Origin of the sequence: Paenibacillus sp. FSL W8-0426 (assembly GCF_037969725.1) — a bacterium.
In the GTDB taxonomy this organism is placed as follows: Bacteria; Bacillota; Bacilli; order Paenibacillales; family Paenibacillaceae; genus Paenibacillus; species Paenibacillus hubeiensis.
The window spans coordinates 1613250-1629823 of record NZ_CP150203.1 but is presented as its reverse complement, the minus strand read 5'-3'; the positions used below and the strand labels follow the sequence as shown (position 1 = coordinate 1629823).

Here is a 16574-nt window from a genome sequence, read left to right as displayed (position 1 = left end):
GTATATGATAACCTATGGGGCGATATTTGCGAAGAAAAATTTGGTGAAAAAGGGAAATATATCAGATGCTCATTTTCCAATGCCTATATGATCCCAATGGACTTTGAACACGTCGAATATATGTGATTCCAAAACAAAAAAGGAAAGCTCTTTTTCATCCCATAGGGAGTCGAACAAACCAATTTTAAATAGGTATCCCCCCTCACTATAGCAGGTTTTAGCTATACACCTGTTACAACAAGGGGGGACAAATCTATTCCTTACCTCTACTCAGCTTAGAAGCTATGAGCTATTTCATGGTTAACCCAGCAATTGATCTATCGTTGGATTCTCTCTCAGCATGCGCATGATCACCGTTAACGCTTCCGCCCTCGTGAGGTTGGCGTCCGGTTCAAACCTATTTTGGCTCTTGCCCTCGAGTAATCCAGCCCTTGCAGCCGCTTCTATGATCTCCTTCGCCCAATGCTTGGGTGCTACATCAACGAATGTTGGGGCATCGCCAGATGGACTATCCTGAAAAATCAGAATTTTCGAAATCATAGCAACCATCTCGGCTCGTGTAATCCTCTGATCAGCACGGAACGTTCCGTCAGAGTACCCGTTGATAACTCCATTGGAAGCAAGAATTTCTATAGATTCTCGCGCCCAGGAGGTCTGAATATCCCGTAACTCAATCGTTCCGCTTCCTGAACGTAGGGCAAATGCTTTAACAAGAAGTGTGCTGAACTCTGCTCTCGTAATAGAAGCATCCGGTCTGAATCTGCCGTCTGGGTAGCCATTGATTATTCCTATCTTGGCAGCGGATAAAATATCTTTGGAAGCCCAATGGGACGCCACATCCTGGAACGTTACAGAGTTACCGGCCAATGCATCTTGTATAAAAGCTATGAGGCGATCGGTTTCAACAAGAGCGTGAAAATGCTTGGTCTCCTGAGCTGGAGGCGTTGAAGGGTCCGATTTAGCCGGAGTGCTCGTATCGATTGAAGTGCTTGTATTGGTTGAACTGCTTGTATTGGTCGAACTGCTCGTAGAGGATTCTGGCCCCGAAACTGGCGCGCCGGTTACTGTTACGTTTATATCTACCGATTGGGCTCCATAGACAGCACTGACGACAGTACTACCTGTCGCCTTACCAGTAACTCTCCCACTGATAACATTAGCAATTGACGGATTGCGAACAGTCCAGGTTACCGATGAGGTCACATCTATATGCGCCTGATCTGAAAAAATAGCAGTAACCGCCACCGATGCCGTCTGCCCGGTCAGTACGCTTAACGTATTCGGAGTAGCCCTTAAACTGCTTAATGCCTGCAAGGTAACGCTCTTCATTGCGATGCTGCTAACTTTGGTACCATCGCTTACGGTGAAGCTGATCGTGCGCGTCGCCGTATTTGGAGAGACGGATGTATTATTGTAAGTAACGGCTTGCAACGCACTCTGCCACTGCGCCAACGTTGCGGTTCCACCTGCGGACGTCAGCGTCAGCATGCCCATGAGAGCATCATAAGTTGCCGTAATATTTCCCATGGTCTTCCCGTCATTGATGTAAGCCAACACATCTTTTCCCGCGTCGAAGTGGCTCGTGATGCTAACCGTTGCGCTGGCCAAGGTCTCATTGTCAAGATCAGAAACCGTCAGACCGCCGTCAATAGCGACCGGAGTCGAAGCTGTACTATTCCCTGAAATGTAATTGGTCGAACCACCACTCGTGGTCACAATTGGTGTCTGGTTGGTGGCCGCGACCGTTACAATTCGTGTCGCTGTATTGCTCACATTGACACCGTCCGTCACCGTGAAGCTAACCGTACGCCTCGTCGTATTTGGCGTGATCGCTTTATCTGTATAAGCAATTGCTCTCAAAGCGGCTTGCCACTCCTCCAACGTTGCGGATTCGCCCGCTGATGTCAGCGTCAGCACACCAGTAGATGCATCATAATTGGCTGTTATATTCCCCATGGTCCGCTCGTCATTGATGAAACTCAGTACATCTTCTCCAGCATGAAAATTGCCTGTGATCGCCACTGTTGCGCTTGGAAGAGTGGTGCTGCTATCTGCGGTTACCATTATGCCGGAGTCAATAACGACCGGAGTGGAGGGTGCATTATCCCCAGCCACGAATGAAGCCGAACCGCTGCTTGTAGTCAGATTAGGAACCATAATCACCGTTACTTCTACTGCATGTATAGCAGCAGCACTGGTCTTTGTTCCGTCGCTTACGATATAGCTAATGTTGCGCTGCCCTGGCGTGGCGCTCGTGCTCGAGAACGAAATTCCCCTCAACGCACTCTGCCACTGCGCCAACGTTGCGGTTGCGCCTGATGATATCAGCGTCATCACGCCAGTAGATGCATTATAACTCGCCGTAATATTTCCCATGGTCGTCCCATCATTGATGTAATCCAGTACATCTTTTCCCGCGTCGAAGTGGCTCGTGATGCTAACCGTTGCGCTGGCCAAGGTTGCATTGTCCAGGTCTGATACCGTCAGACCGCCGTCAATAGCGACCGAAGTCGAAGTTCCAGAGATGTAATTGGTCGAACCACCACTCGTGGTCACCATTGGTGTCTGGTCGGTATCCGTCACCATCACCGTTCGTGTCGCTGTATTGCTCATATTGACGCCGTCCGTTACCGTGAAGCTAACCGTACGTGTCGCCGTATTTGGCGTGATCGCCGTATCTGTATAAGTAATTGATCTCAAAGCGGCTTGCCACTGCGCCAATGTTGCAGTTCCGCCCGCGGATGTCAACGTCAGCACACCAGTAGATGCATTATAACTGGCCGTAATGTTCCCCTTGGTCCGCCCGTCATTGATGAAACTCAGTACATCCTCTCCAGCATGAAAATTGCCTGTAATCGCCACTGTTGCGCTTGCAAGCGTAATACTGCTATCTGCGCTTACCGTTATGCCAGAGTCGATAATGACCGGAGTGGAGGGCGCATTATCCCCAGCCACGAATGAAGCCGAACCGCTGCTTGTAGTCAGACTCAGAGGCGTGATCACTGTTACTTCCATAGTATGTGTAGCAGCAGCGCTGGTCTTTGTTCCGTCGCTTACAGCGTAGCTAATAATGCGCTGCCCTGGCGTGGCGCTCGTGCTTGAGAACGAAATTCCCCTCAACGCACTCTGCCACTGCGCCAACGTTGCGGTTGCGCCTGATGATATCAGCGTCATCACACCAGTAGATAGATTATAACTCGCCGTAATATTTCCCATGATCGTCCCATCGTTGGTGTAATCCAGTACATCTTTTCCCGCGTCGAAGTGGCTTGTGATGCTAACCGTTGCGCTGCTCAAGGTTGCATTGTCAAGGTCTGATACCGTCAGACCGCCGTCAATAGCGACCGAAGTCGAAGTTCCAGAGATGTAATTGGTCGAACCACCGTTCGTGGTCACGATCGGTGTCTGGTCGGTTTCCGTCACCGTTACAGTTCGTGTCGCCGTACTACTTGTATTGACGCCGTCCGTCACCGTGAAGCTAACCGTACGCGTCGCCGTATTTGGCGTGATCGCCGTATTTGTATAAGTTATTGATCTCAAAGCGGCTTGCCACTGCTCCAACGTTGCAGTTCCGCCCGATGATGTCAACGTCAGCACGCCAGTAGATGCATCATAACTGGCCGTAATGTTCCCCTTGATCAGCCCATCATTGATGAAAATCAGTACATCTTCTCTAGCATAAAAATTGCCTGTAATCGCCACTGTTGCGCTTGCAAGGGTAGTGCTGCTATCTGCAGTTATGGTTACGCCAGAGTCGATAGCAATCGGAGTGGAGGGCGCATTATCTCCAGCCACGAATGAAGCCGAACCTCCAGTTACAGTTAACACAGGACCCGTAGCTGCAAAGGTGGTCGGCGTCATATAATTACCGAGTCCCGTCTGGAAGGTTAATGCAATGGTAAGCAGGACCATCAATTTACGTATTACGTTCTTCATTGACTATTTCCCCTGTCATTTAAATTTAATCCTGAATGTGCAACCATTGCTGTAAGGTAAGCATCAGACTATATCTAGTCAATGTGTTCTCATATTCGATGGATACTATATCTCCTTTTCTACTTAGATAAAACCCATTTTGCGACATTCTCGAAGAGAATTCCTGTGCTTTATGAACTATTTTTAGGACTTTAAGCATATTTTTTTGATTTTTCTTTAGTGTAATATGGATCTAGCCTTCATAACGTCTGCATTGTGAATGTTGACTATATTACATCGTATGAAACATACCGTTCCGATAACGAAACTTACTCTTCTTTTATTTGTACCTCGCTAAAAACTAAAAAACAGGCCACTTTTCCCCCTCCTGAGACAAAAGATGACCTGTCTATACGTCTGGTTAGATAATTCACTAGCCTCTCTATAGGTGGCACAGGATTTACCCTCACCCCAACAACGCCTGCTCAATCTGATCCACAATCCCATGGATACCCATCAGCCCATAACAACCAATCCACATCGCGGCATCAACTGAATGCACCTGCTGTCCCTCAGCCCCACCAACCATTCCCAAGACCCGTTGCTCTGTGGTCGATACCCCATCCTGCATAAGCTGATTACTCAGAAAGAAGTAATGACTCGCTTGTACAGCAGGTAATTTCTCAACCAAGATATGATAGGCCGTGTCGGAGGTGTCTGCTACAAATAACGGAACGCGCAGACCTGGATCACAGTACAGCACCGCGCCTGTCCGATGAGCCGCCGAATGGACGCGCACGAGAGAATCCAGTGGACGGATCAGAGCTACGCTTTTTCCTGCCAATACCGTAGCCAGTTCTTCCTGGCTCAGGACACATAGGCAATAGTCCCTGTGGTGGGATCTGAGGCATTCACCTTCTATAAAACATTAACCTCTCTTCTACTTAACTTCTTAAATGCCGAACATTCCTCCTCAGACTTCATATAGCTTAATATCTTTTCTGCACATGCAGCCGAACTGAGTTCTTCCGTATTCACTTTCAGATCATATTCATCATAAGCGTAGATGTAGTCGAACTGGGAATGGGCAAGTCCAATCTCGCGATCTCCCCTGCTCTGCTCTCTTCTGGCGAGTTCTTCTTTCGAGCAGTGTACGCCTACAAACAATATCGGATAATCTGAAAGCAAATCATAAAAACCGTTAAACCACTTGTCATTGCTGATGACCGTATCCACAATCACATTCAGACCCATTTCCGAAAACAGTTTAATGGTTGCATAGTACAATGAGCCAATCGGGCCGAAAAGGATATCTGACATCACATGAGCTTCCAATTCTCTTGTTGGTTTCATATCTGGATATGTAGTATCGATGAACTGGTCATAATTTTGGAAAAATTGATCTACAGATAGATGATGCAATGGAATCTCTCCCTGCTTTTTCATTTCCATCGCGATGCTCGTCTTACCCGAACTTGATGTTCCGTTTAAAAATATAATGAGTCCTCGTTCCACATCCATCACCCTTATCATTTAAATTGGCTTATCTTTTAGAACATGTTCTTGTATTATCACTAAATCAGAGCTGGTTCAAGTACATAAGCGAAGGGTTCATTCAACTGTGAAAAAGGAAGCCTCCTTGGTCTCCCCTTATTTTCAATTTAGCCTTGATCATCCTTTCTCATGTGTTATCATCAATTTAAAGAAAGACCAAGTGCATCAACACTTGGCCTATACCATTGGCTTGGATGGTTTATTCCCTTCTTTCCTGACCGTTACCTCGCTCCATCTGATGCCCCTCTTTCCTTCTTAATATATTGTTTAAAATATTCCCTAAATACATCATACATGGCCTGCATTTCAATAATTTCGTTCCGAAACTTATGCTGTATCTCTTCTCTTTGTCTATACTCAAGCTCAACATTGAATTCTTCAGCTTCATATTCATTTAATAATTCAAAGAAGTATTCACAAGGCTCTTTCACCGCTTGATTATGGTCTGAATATTGTCCTGACCCCAGCAAAAAGCTGGCCCAGGATATTTCTCTTCTATCGTATTTTATGTACAAACAAGCAATGTATTGATCGAATAATGAGTTACGGTAATCATCAACAAAAGGTTCTGAGAGAATGTATTTGTTAACGATTTCAATAGCACTGCCTTGATAACGCACTGCAGCTAATTCGATGATCCAGTACGGCGGTTTCGTGTATGCAAGGATAATGTCATCACAAAAAGGCTGAAAGTGTTTGTACCAGATCAGTTTACTCTCGAGCATAATGCTTAGCTTACAAGCAAACTCTTTCGTAGGTTCGATCTTCATACCAATAACTCCTTGTTAGGAAAAATATTCAACATGACCTGGAGCGCTTGGAATATCTCCGTTTAACATATCAATGTCTCTCCAGATGTTCTACTTCAAGAGTAAACGTACGATTCTACTCCACTTTCATTCTTCTTTTTCTTGTCCTCTGTTTTGGCTATGGGACGTTCTGCCGCTAATTCCCAGCCCCAACGCTCTTTAACGCCTGCCAATGAATAGCTTCGTTTGAGTCCAGTGAAGGTTATAGCCATAGCGGTATAGCTCAAAGTAAGGATACAGGCAGTCTTCCGCCTCCTGCAAACCTTGATAACGGGGCCATTGCAAATAATAGGCTACCCAATAATCGCAAGCGATAGAATAGTATGCCTCGCTCAAGATTTCGATTGCTTCATCGTAATCGCTGCGTGAGCTGAGCAGGTCTCCAAGTGCTTCGTAAACGGCATCGCGATCTTCCTCATTCGTGCCTTGAATTGCCCTTTGCTCTAACTTGCCAATTTCCCCTTGCGGCAGCACGACGACTTCCGTCAGACAGGCCAAATCCTGTAATGCTTCCTTAGCCATGTCCGCTGCTTCGTCATCCTCCGGTACCATGGAGAACAGGCCTTTCAATCCTCGAATTAACTCCTCCCCCAGACCACGCAGCGTTGCCTCCGAAGCATCCTCATGTCCACCATTGAAATAACCTGGCACATATTCGCCGGTGAAGTCTTCGGGATTCAACATCGCATAAATCGGACGTATTCTGTCCAAGAAACGCTGGCCGTCTGGAATCGGCTCAAACACACGTTCAACATCTGCTCCTGATGGCATAAACCACTGGAAAAATCCGTAAAGATGGTCTGCTTCAATCTGCTCATCATCTTCCGGCTCAAACTCTTCACCGCCCATCGCTAACAAATAGCGGCCATATTCCTGTTGATCCATGAATATCCCCCTTCTTCTCGGTCCGATCACACGACCACTCTCTCCATTTTTCCGTAATATCTTCCCCCCCTCCATATTCAATGATATCTATATTTTACCTGCATCCACATTTACAAACAAGCGTTCTCATGCATGATTAATTGCCCTATTCTTCCCACAGCCTTGTCACTTTCTCTAGCTCCATCTCTTCAAATTCTAATTGGTAGATATCCGGTTTGCTGGTCTGATTCATGAAATCCAATCCGTAACTTGAATCAAAGTAATTCATCATCAACGTCATCACATGTCCGTGTGTGCCGATCGCTATTTTTTTCCCCTTATTATCTTCTAAAATCTGCTTCAATACACCTACAGCTCTACTCTGGCAAACCTTGTTCGACTCGCCTCCCGGTAATGCATAATCAGGATCTTCAAACATCCTTTTCGCAGCAGGCTCAAATTCTTCATCCGTAATCATATCATCTGAAAAATGCCTTTCCCGAAGATCCTCCATAACCTGAATATCTAATTCCAACTCTGCTGCCAACCCCTCCAAGGTTAGAATAGCCCTGGCATAAGGACTTGAGATCATAGACTGTATTCCTTCATCCTTTAATATTTCTGTGATTTGGGCCGCCTTCACCTTACCCTCCAAGGTAAGTCCCCTCGTTCTCTCCGTGCCTTCCGTGTATGGTGACTCCGCATGCCTAACCATGTAAACGATGGTCTTCATAGGTTCCTCCTTGCATAGCAAAGTGTGAAATCGAATTGCAAACTATCCTTACTCACTCAACCAAGTGTCTGTGCCAATCAACGCAGCATACCAAATTATAAACAGGTTTAGGCTGAGGACATATCTACAACACACACAGCTGGTATACAGCATGAACATATAGAGTAATGTGAGCCAGCCATGAAGCTACTTACAAGTAAAGGTTTGATACCTCTTCTCATTATCCATTCTAATTTTTACTTCACCTTCTGAAACTTCTTCTATTACCTTATCCCAGAACTTCTGTGCTGGTACATTCTTTAATAGCTGATAAAGCTCCCATTCTCCACTAGATTTCTTCAAAATGTGTTCTGCAGCCTTTCTCCCAACACCCAATCTCCTATATTTACGAAGAACAAAAAAGTGAGCTAAATAATTGTACTTCCTAACATCATCAATTTCCTTAGTCAAAATAAACCATCGATCTCTCCGTTCACCACTTCGAGTGCAGTACCATCTTCCGATCGCTGTCATCCCCAGTTTGATCCCTTATTTCAAGGGGAAAATCCGGTGATCAGTCTATGCTTCCGATGCAGCTTTCTTTCAGAAAGCTTTTATGCGAACGATTTGCTTCTCCAGATTGGTTCTGCCTTTCCGTTGCCATAAAAAATTCTTTGAATTCTTCGACTAAATCAGCGCTCTTTGTCATACGACCGACACCTATCCTATTTTAGTAAAATCAGACTATTACCCTGCTCTATTTGTCTACACCATTCCTAAAAACCGCAATACACTATATCAACCTTAGAAAAGGAGTGATTTAGTTGGCAAATAGTGATGTACGTCTTTCACTTTGGTCTCGTAACAATTTTTCTGGTCGTCGGATCCTCTTCAGACGTGGAGGGGTTGCGGTTCGTGATCTTGGAGCATTTCGGTTTGACAATGCGCTTTCAAGCTTTCGACTCAGAAATGTTGTGCAAAGCACTCAAGTAACACTTGTACTGTTTTCGGGAATTAACTTTCAGGGGTCATTCCGGGTGTTCCGTGGCAGTCAAAATGTGGCTAACTTGGGTAATTTCAATTTCAACAACGTCACATCTTCGTTAATCTTGGTAGGCCGCAATCTTACTAACACGGAAATATCTCAAATTCAAAGCACTGGAAGAGCACCTCGAGACATTCTTATTATAAGACAATAACACTAAATAATATGGCCTTTTGGGATAGGAAAACGACAGTCTACTATACCAGCGGCAATCTAGGGCTTATTTATCGTCCAAGGCTTACGATTTTATTGAACGCAACAAAGGCTCAGGGTTGCTTATTCTACGCCCTGAGTCTTTTTTCAAATTGAATTTGGTTATTTTTTAACCATCTTTCTCTAACTGCTGAGTAAAAGTAGTTTTACCAGAGCCCGCTACGCCACACATCATTACCACCAATGAAACAGTTGGATCTTTCTAAAGAATCATATCTTTTTTTTCAGAGTTCTCATACATCAGTATTCTCCTTTCATCTTTGGTTTAGCTATGTTTATATTTTTGTTTTGCGCTGATTTCCTATAACGTTCCTGTATTCACGACCCGACGTATGTCGGGTGTCCGGCGAATGCCGGGCCAAGGACGAATGTCCGCAGCGTGAATATTATGTTATGTGAAGTCAATGTTTGTTGGTTTCATCTTCTTTATAAACTATCAATATATCTTTAAGTTTTTCCAACAACGTTTTTTTATATACGTTATCATCAGTCAAAATTATCTCTTTTATTTCATTAGAAAATCTCTTAATAACATTCATTAAAATAATTATTGTTAGCATTAAAAAAGTGCCACTTAATAGCATTACGGTAGCTTCCACTTCAGTCTCTATTGGTCTGTATTTAAAGACTAAGTATTGTATCCAAATTGGTACAAACAAAGAAATGAAAATTCCGGGGTTGATAAGTGGTGAAAGTTTTCTTGCATCGATATCTTTCTCAATCATTTCTATCAACAGTTTAATTTTGTCCTCTTTATATAATGAGCCGCTGATTAAATATTCTTTTATAAGGTTCAATTGCATCTCTTCAAATTTTTCATTTCGCCAAGATAAACCATTTGGCTCAATATTATATTTCTGTTTTAAAATTGTTTTAGCTTGATTGTTCACTAGTACGTCCATAGTTTTCATTACAATCAGCATAAAAATAAAGAAAAATATAAATCCAATTGACAATGTACGAGATTCTTCCCATGCTAGACCTAAAGTTAATCCGTAAATCATCGGCAATATGGATATTACAAAAATTAAAAAAGAGTATCTCATTAGCCGATATTTCACTTTCATAAATCGAAATACTAAATGATATGAAATAACTTTCTTTTTATAAAATTTCAGAAGTAATTCGATCATTATATGTCCCTTCTTAATCTTTTAATTGATTTCACATAACATCTAATTTATGTACTTCGTAAATACTACACATCCTGTACGTTATCCGAACTACGTATATGATAACCCAAAATGTTACATTTGCGTAGAAAAGTTTGAAGAATAAGGGAGACTTCGAGTAGCCCTCAATCCCCCAAATCCATCCGATCCAGCGGGCTTTGAACACGCTGGATATTCTTCAAACTAACATGCGTATATCGTGAGTTGTACGTGCGCTCGTATAACCAAGGACCAACGTGCTCAATTCTAAGTACTAGATCCCCGAGTCTATGTTCTATGATGGATTTCAGATCAGAAAACAGACGATGTCCTGGTCCCTAAGAATCGCTACTTATAAGTGAGGCTTGCCGAACCACCTATGCAGTGACGTCCCGACGGGCTTAGGGGGCTGGATGTGGTCACTCGCTTCTCAGAGTGACCCGGAGCGTCAATATGGTGTTAGTCAAGGGAAGTTCTGGAAGCAGCCATGGCATTTAACGCGTTCTCAAAATAGCTATATACTTCATCTGCAATTCCCAGAAACTCTTCAACAAGTACATTATTACTATCCAAGTAACAAGCATACAGATAATCAACTAAACCGGAGTCAATCTCGCAATACTTTATTATGGCATTCTTCATCTCAATAATGTCATCTTGCCATACACCTGTATCTACTATAACCAAAGAGTATAATGCACGAATTAATCTCTTCGAATACCCTTTAATATATCTAGTTTTCAGCGTGTGATCACTAGCAGTAGAAAGTGAACGACGTACACGATCTACTTCTTCCTTGGTCTCTGTATTTAAGTCTAGAATGAACGCTGGAGAAATAATGATCGGTGGTACTTTTTCACCAATGTCATCACCATATAGGCAAACACAAATGATCTTAACCCAAAAACCCCACTCATTCGGTTTACTTAATACATCGTCAATTGAGCAAATGATCGTATCAATCTTAGTGACTATTGGATATTCTTTCAAAAGCCTGTCTTTAATATTTGACAATCTTTCGTAATCAATATCTTTGGGATTTGCACAGACAATAGTAAAGTCCGCATCTGACTTATAAGGTTTAGCCGTTCCTTTGGGAATCGAGCCACACATATAAATGCTATGAATCTTACCTTTAAATTCGGTAAGTATATTTTCTATATACTTATCAACCAAATCCTTATATTCACTTTGTATTTCAATTCTATTTATAACTTTTTCTAATATCATATAGACTTCTCCTAATCTAAGAACTTCTTTCGGGCTAACGTTGTTGTAATCATGACGTTCTGCCCGATTCTATTCCCCCGAATTGCCTCGGGCAGACCAAGGAGCGTAAGTTCAGCAGCGTGAATACGGTGTTAGCTCATGCCTTCCACTTCTTGGATTTCATAGAAAACCTTCAATTTGACTGTTTCTTTATCAATTTTTCTAGAATAGGTTTTACATCTCTTTTAAAGCTCCCTAGGATACTCTCCTTCATAACAAATAAAGCCGTACATTCTTCATTATTAAATTCAGCATGTTCATAAGCATACAAGATATATTTATATTCTGTAATTTCCTTTCCGCGAGGAAGAACAACACAATAATATGGGGGATATAAATTCTTTAAAAAATACTGTTTAAGTTCTTCCTTAGATCTAGGTTTATACCAATAAATCTTAGTTTGTTGTTCAGGTAACCAGTCAAATATCCACTGTGTACTTAATAATACTGTTCTTTCTTCTATAAACTCCAAGGGAAGGCCACTAATCCATTCTCCAAACAGTAAATCATCCTCGTCCGATAAAAATGAATATAGAACTTCGGCTTCCAGCTCCACATTCTCATTAAAATGTACTATCATATCATCTTGGATAATCATCTTGGATTTTCCTCATCTTTGGTTTTATATTATATCTTTTGGACAGTTTCAGTTAACGTTGTTGTATTCACAATGTCCGGCGTAGCCGGATGTGTCTGCTGAGATACCTCATTGATTTTCTACAAGCAGACCAAGGCTCCGTAAGGAGCCGAAGCTTGAATATTATGTTATGCGAAGTAGATTAGCTACAGTGAAGAATCTTTAGCTTTTTGGAATTGATCATTTATCAAAGAAATACAAGCTCTTATACATGCGTTCCTAAATTGTCGATATGTTAACCCAACTTCATATGTAATTTGATTATATCCCTCATCCTTTTTCAACTTAGCTTTGACTATATTTAAAGTTCTTCCATCATAATCTTCTTCATTAAAATGAAATGTCCAGTAAACTCCTTCATGTGCAACATTATTTCTAATAGATGTCATAAGTAAAGCGAACTCTGACATACTTATTTCTTCTTTATAATAAACTTCATCGTTAATACCAGAAATAGTTATACTTTCTTGAATAATTTTCTTATCATCTTGATTAAAATAGTTCTCAAAAAAGTGAATTGCTATTTCTTGTTTTTTCAGTTTTACTGCTGGAATGAAACCATATAGTGACTCGATACAGGTAATCAAAAAGAAGATACTTAAGTCTCTTCTTCCAGGTCGAATTATATCTATCTCGTCAGATAAAGTTATCAATCTCTGAGCAGTATTTAACATTCTGCGCGGCACTAAACTTTGGGAGTAATTAAGCTTCTCTAATATAAAATTGTTTGCCTCTTCTTCTTCCATAAAATAATCACCGAATAATGCTTGGTGGCTTTGAATCAATTCTGTCTCTAGATTTCTCATTTGTTCTTCAACTCCTTAAATGATCTTGATCTATTTCGCATAACGTTTCTGTATTCACGACCCAGCATATGCTGGGTGTCTGGCGAATGCCGGACCAAGAGCGAATGCTCGCAGCGTGAATATTATGTTATAGGATGTCAACTTTTTTAAAATTCAATTTCGTATGTAGCAATTTTATCATTACCTTGTTTATTTTTTTTGATTTTGATCTCTGATATTATTGAAGTGTCCGTATGTAAACGTCTTGGGTGTCTTGGCTGTTTCTTTCTGGTCAATCCCTCGTTTTTCTTATCCTCAAAAACATAAATGCTTGATCCTTTTTGCACCTTGTATAAGGTAGCTAATATTTTGTTAGTTTCACATTTATGAAGATTAACACATAAGTTTTCAGGACAGTTCCCCCAGCCTAAGATAATCCATTCACTATTTTTGGCCTCCTTCATAATTTCTGTTTGGTTACTACAAAGTAAGTGATCAAGCTTATTTGTTTTTTGTAATCCCTCTATAACTGTTCCTAAAAAAGTTGATCTCGTCTCGTAAGTTGGGAAGAGATTCACAACAACAACTTCTCCAATATTTTTAAATTGGCTATTTACTTCATTCATTAATTTTTCAACGAACTTTAGCACAATATTTACGGTATCGTCTGAGTTCTGCTTATCAGCCTTGCTGGGATTCATTAAACAAAAACAAATTTTTTTTGAGCCAGTAGCTTTCTTTAGGGGAAGTTTTAAAACCTTTCTTATAAAGAGTTCATTTTCAGCTATTTTTTCACTTTTATTTTTTTCAAAAGATAGAAAAGTTTCTACCTTTGCTATCTTTTCTTTATCTGAAAAAATATTTTCACGATCAATAAAATTAGGATACTGTTTATTAGTCATAATAATAACCTCATTCTAAATAAATTTTTCTGTAAACTATATTTAAACTCTGAGTTGATTTACTATAACGTTCCTGTATTCACGACTCGACGCATGTTGAGTGTCCGGCGAATGCCGGACCAAGGACGAATGTCCGCAGCGTGAATATTATGTTATGAGATGTCATCAGCTTCAGCGCCTTACTCACAAATCACTTCTATTGTCTTCTTAAGAAGTTCTGACATTGATAAGATGTTGTGGTGTACCTTCTTCGAATTGTAGTATTCTGTCTCTACCTCTATTACTGCTCCGTTAATATCTTTAAGTCGATGTATGCCAGGTAAATTAGGAGAATGATTATGGGTTATCTGATTTCTATAAGTATTCGCTTTAATAAACTCATCATTCTCTGTTATTTCGCTAAATTTTTAAATAAATCAGGATTTTCATTTTTCATCTTTCTAACTATATTTTTGAACTCTACTTTTTTTACTTTTAGGTTGTATCGTTCCTTAAGTATGTGTCCTATAGCTTCTAAACATGAAAATGCTTTAAGATAAAAAACATCTGAGTAGTAATCGAACTTTTCTTTATTTCCAAAATGATGGGGTTCAAACTTTTCAAATATTTCACTATTATTTTTATCTTCTACGTTATCCGGTATTCCTAATTGATAATAGAAACTTAACATGATATAGCTTTCAAGCAGTGCCTTAAATCTATGCACTAGCAATGATCCATATGAATTGATTATTGGTCCATCAAAAAAGACCGTTGCATCTGAAGCGTTATCAACAAAATCAGTAGATGAAAATTGGAATCCTATAAATGGACTTTGATTCAAAATTTCATGCCATTCTTCTTCAGTCGGATATCTAACGTACTTCATCTTTATCCCCCTTTCTTGATGATTTCTCATAACGTTTGGCATTCCTGACGTTCAAACAGCTTAAGTGACCGTAGGAAATGTGTCGTCAGACTTAGCTGGTTGAATGTATCGCTTGGATAAACTCCTTAGAAATCCTTCTTAGCGATCAAGGGCGAATGCCCGCAGTAGGAATGCTGTGTTATCGGATGTCAGCGCCTTCTTCGAAATATACCTTTCTCTTCTTTAAAGATTTGAGAAGTCAAGATCAGACAAACAATTGTATGTGATTTTTCACATTTCACCTCTAGTTTTTTTATAAACCACTTCTAATAATTCCCATTTTTTAATATTAATTATTATCGATAAAATACAATTGATAGAAGTAAGCCCCAATATCTAGGGGCATCATATTCTAAGCTTTTTCCAAAAAAACACGATATCCTTTGGTAAGTTTATCAGTTTCCTTTTCCTGACCTGTTGAAAAATAACTATCAGTCATTCCTAAAGGAACCAGTATGTTTTCAGTCATGTAATCCTGATAACGTTTGCCTGTAACTTTTTCAATAATCATCGCTAAAATATCATAATTAACTGTAGCATAATTACAAGCTGTCCCAGGATACGTATCTAATGCAATGTCTGACACATTATGTATCGTTTTTTCAAGCATATCCTCCGTGGTACCTTCAGGAATTAACCGAATACTCCACGGTGGAATTCCACTTGTATGAGCTAACAACTGATGAATCGTAATATTAACTTTCTCACCCATAATGGTTGGCTCAAACGATGGAATATAATCTGTAATAGAATCTGAAAGAGATAAGTAGCCCTCATTTTCTAATAAAATAACGGCCAAAGCCGTAAATGCCTTTGTAGTCGATCCCAACTCAAATAATGACTCTTCAGTTACCCTCTTTTGATTATTAACATCTGCATATCCGTAATTCTTATATTCTGTCTTGCCCCGCTCTGATACTACCATAGCCACCCCTGGAGTCGCTGATTTGGCCATTATGGTTTCTACCATATTATCCGTACTATCATAATTCCCTGTCCTTACCAAACTCCCAAGTTCATCCCAACACGCTATAGTGGTAATGATTGCGATAAGTAGGATGACACATACTGTTAATGTGCCTGTTTTACTTAGTATTTTCTTCAATGTGGTTCTCCCTATTGTAAGTCTTCTAAAAAATAATAATAAACCAAACTATATAATTAAGAACCATTAATAAAACCTACTTTGTGCCGTTATGGCTTAGAAAAACATAGTTCTTAAAGCCATTTAATTCTTTGGGCTGATTTCCGATAACGTTCCTGTATTCACGAATCCCAAAGGGGTTGTCTGCCGAACTGCTTCCTCGAAATCCATCCGCAGACCAAGGCTCCATAGGAGCCGCTGCTTGAATATTATGTTATGAGATGTCATTGACCTCTGCGAACTATCCCCAAAACATTCCGTTGTGTCCTTCATCCACTATCTTTAACTGTGTTTCAAAATCTTCATTCGGTTCGATATCATCTATGAAATGCCATTTCCCTTTACTGTCTTGCCAATATATTTTCCATTCATTCTCACCTAATCTAAACTGAGCTACTGGCATCTGCACCCATTGATCACTTTTGAATCCTTGTCTTTCTTCAATCAATGTTACATGATTTCCTCTGATCTTATAACTGATTCTTATTTGGCTTTTCATATGTTCTGGTACTGCATTTTTAGTGTATTTGTCCATGATCTTCATAATCCGCTTCTTCGTAAAGTCATCCATGGTTTCTGTCTCTCCCTCCTTGATCCGTTTTACTCTATTTATATCACAATGATGTCTCATAACGTTCCCGTATTCACGAACGCCTGGCGAATGCCA

16 protein-coding genes are annotated in these 16574 nt (G+C 40.7%); 1 reads left to right on the top strand and 15 read right to left on the bottom strand.

What is annotated here, in order from left to right; all coding sequences use genetic code 11:
- Positions 1 to 300 precede the first annotated feature (300 nt).
- The 7 genes from MKY59_RS07365 to MKY59_RS07335 all read right to left on the bottom strand — a co-directional run bounded on the left by MKY59_RS07365 (position 301) and on the right by MKY59_RS07335 (position 8388).
- The gene (locus MKY59_RS07365; protein WP_339276840.1) at positions 301 to 3936 is read right to left on the bottom strand and encodes an S-layer homology domain-containing protein; all 3636 of its coding nucleotides are present in this window, start codon (positions 3934 to 3936) and stop codon (positions 301 to 303) included.
- Between the two features lie 445 nt (positions 3937 to 4381).
- Positions 4382 to 4759, bottom strand: coding sequence for a hypothetical protein (locus MKY59_RS07360; RefSeq protein WP_339276839.1), 378 nt, complete (start codon positions 4757 to 4759; stop codon positions 4382 to 4384).
- Between the two features lie 74 nt (positions 4760 to 4833).
- Positions 4834 to 5430: an AAA family ATPase gene (locus MKY59_RS07355; RefSeq protein ID WP_339276837.1), complete on the bottom strand. Its 597-nt coding sequence runs from the start codon at positions 5428 to 5430 to the stop codon at positions 4834 to 4836.
- Between the two features lie 260 nt (positions 5431 to 5690).
- Positions 5691 to 6239 carry a hypothetical protein gene (locus MKY59_RS07350; RefSeq protein WP_339276835.1) on the bottom strand — a complete coding sequence of 183 codons (549 nt, stop codon included), beginning with the start codon at positions 6237 to 6239 and terminating at the stop codon, positions 5691 to 5693.
- Between the two features lie 198 nt (positions 6240 to 6437).
- Positions 6438 to 7163 (bottom strand): hypothetical protein, encoded by a 726-nt coding sequence (locus tag MKY59_RS07345; RefSeq protein WP_339276834.1) that lies wholly within the window; start codon positions 7161 to 7163, stop codon positions 6438 to 6440.
- A 145-nt stretch (positions 7164 to 7308) separates the two neighbouring features.
- Positions 7309 to 7875 carry a histidine phosphatase family protein gene (locus MKY59_RS07340; RefSeq protein WP_339276832.1) on the bottom strand — a complete coding sequence of 189 codons (567 nt, stop codon included), beginning with the start codon at positions 7873 to 7875 and terminating at the stop codon, positions 7309 to 7311.
- A 186-nt stretch (positions 7876 to 8061) separates the two neighbouring features.
- The gene (locus MKY59_RS07335) at positions 8062 to 8388 is read right to left on the bottom strand and encodes a GNAT family N-acetyltransferase (protein WP_339276831.1); all 327 of its coding nucleotides are present in this window, start codon (positions 8386 to 8388) and stop codon (positions 8062 to 8064) included.
- Between the two features lie 290 nt (positions 8389 to 8678).
- Between MKY59_RS07335 and MKY59_RS07330 the strand changes: the two genes are divergently transcribed.
- Positions 8679 to 9053 (top strand): hypothetical protein, encoded by a 375-nt coding sequence (locus MKY59_RS07330; RefSeq protein ID WP_339276829.1) that lies wholly within the window; start codon positions 8679 to 8681, stop codon positions 9051 to 9053.
- 460 nt (positions 9054 to 9513) lie between these two features.
- On the opposite strand, the gene MKY59_RS07325 is transcribed toward MKY59_RS07330, so the two are convergent.
- The 8 genes from MKY59_RS07325 to MKY59_RS07290 form a co-directional block, all read right to left on the bottom strand.
- Complete coding sequence (locus tag MKY59_RS07325; protein ID WP_339276827.1) at positions 9514 to 10245, bottom strand: hypothetical protein; 732 nt, start codon at positions 10243 to 10245, stop codon at positions 9514 to 9516.
- Between the two features lie 477 nt (positions 10246 to 10722).
- Entirely contained in the window at positions 10723 to 11493 is a 771-nt protein-coding gene (locus MKY59_RS07320) for a nucleotidyltransferase domain-containing protein (protein ID WP_339276825.1), read from the bottom strand.
- A gap of 172 nt (positions 11494 to 11665) precedes the next feature.
- Positions 11666 to 12130 (bottom strand): hypothetical protein, encoded by a 465-nt coding sequence (locus MKY59_RS07315; RefSeq protein ID WP_339276823.1) that lies wholly within the window; start codon positions 12128 to 12130, stop codon positions 11666 to 11668.
- A gap of 185 nt (positions 12131 to 12315) precedes the next feature.
- On the bottom strand, positions 12316 to 12975 hold the full coding sequence (locus MKY59_RS07310; RefSeq protein WP_339276822.1) for a hypothetical protein: 660 nt from the start codon (positions 12973 to 12975) through the stop codon (positions 12316 to 12318).
- A 146-nt stretch (positions 12976 to 13121) separates the two neighbouring features.
- Positions 13122 to 13856: a DUF1643 domain-containing protein gene (locus tag MKY59_RS07305; RefSeq protein ID WP_339276820.1), complete on the bottom strand. Its 735-nt coding sequence runs from the start codon at positions 13854 to 13856 to the stop codon at positions 13122 to 13124.
- A 391-nt stretch (positions 13857 to 14247) separates the two neighbouring features.
- Positions 14248 to 14724, bottom strand: coding sequence for a Cthe_2314 family HEPN domain-containing protein (locus tag MKY59_RS07300; RefSeq protein WP_339276818.1), 477 nt, complete (start codon positions 14722 to 14724; stop codon positions 14248 to 14250).
- A 391-nt stretch (positions 14725 to 15115) separates the two neighbouring features.
- Positions 15116 to 15868 (bottom strand): serine hydrolase domain-containing protein, encoded by a 753-nt coding sequence (locus MKY59_RS07295; protein WP_339276816.1) that lies wholly within the window; start codon positions 15866 to 15868, stop codon positions 15116 to 15118.
- A 280-nt stretch (positions 15869 to 16148) separates the two neighbouring features.
- Entirely contained in the window at positions 16149 to 16478 is a 330-nt protein-coding gene (locus MKY59_RS07290; RefSeq protein ID WP_339276815.1) for a DUF3024 domain-containing protein, read from the bottom strand.
- Positions 16479 to 16574 lie beyond the last annotated feature (96 nt).

What these genes read in the sequence shown, in the direction of transcription:
- MKY59_RS07365 (WP_339276840.1), bottom strand. Translation starts at nt 3,936, where the DNA reads ATGAAGAACGTAATACGTAAATTGATGGTCCTGCTTACCATTGCATTA.
- MKY59_RS07350 (WP_339276835.1), bottom strand. Translation starts at nt 6,239, where the DNA reads ATGAAGATCGAACCTACGAAAGAGTTTGCTTGTAAGCTAAGCATTATG.
- MKY59_RS07345 (WP_339276834.1), bottom strand. Translation starts at nt 7,163, where the DNA reads ATGGATCAACAGGAATATGGCCGCTATTTGTTAGCGATGGGCGGTGAA.
- MKY59_RS07340 (WP_339276832.1), bottom strand. Translation starts at nt 7,875, where the DNA reads ATGAAGACCATCGTTTACATGGTTAGGCATGCGGAGTCACCATACACG.
- MKY59_RS07335 (WP_339276831.1), bottom strand. Translation starts at nt 8,388, where the DNA reads ATGACAGCGATCGGAAGATGGTACTGCACTCGAAGTGGTGAACGGAGA.
- MKY59_RS07325 (WP_339276827.1), bottom strand. Translation starts at nt 10,245, where the DNA reads ATGATCGAATTACTTCTGAAATTTTATAAAAAGAAAGTTATTTCATAT.
- MKY59_RS07320 (WP_339276825.1), bottom strand. Translation starts at nt 11,493, where the DNA reads ATGATATTAGAAAAAGTTATAAATAGAATTGAAATACAAAGTGAATAT.
- MKY59_RS07315 (WP_339276823.1), bottom strand. Translation starts at nt 12,130, where the DNA reads ATGATTATCCAAGATGATATGATAGTACATTTTAATGAGAATGTGGAG.
- MKY59_RS07310 (WP_339276822.1), bottom strand. Translation starts at nt 12,975, where the DNA reads ATGAGAAATCTAGAGACAGAATTGATTCAAAGCCACCAAGCATTATTC.
- MKY59_RS07305 (WP_339276820.1), bottom strand. Translation starts at nt 13,856, where the DNA reads ATGACTAATAAACAGTATCCTAATTTTATTGATCGTGAAAATATTTTT.
- MKY59_RS07300 (WP_339276818.1), bottom strand. Translation starts at nt 14,724, where the DNA reads ATGAAGTACGTTAGATATCCGACTGAAGAAGAATGGCATGAAATTTTG.
- MKY59_RS07290 (WP_339276815.1), bottom strand. Translation starts at nt 16,478, where the DNA reads ATGGATGACTTTACGAAGAAGCGGATTATGAAGATCATGGACAAATAC.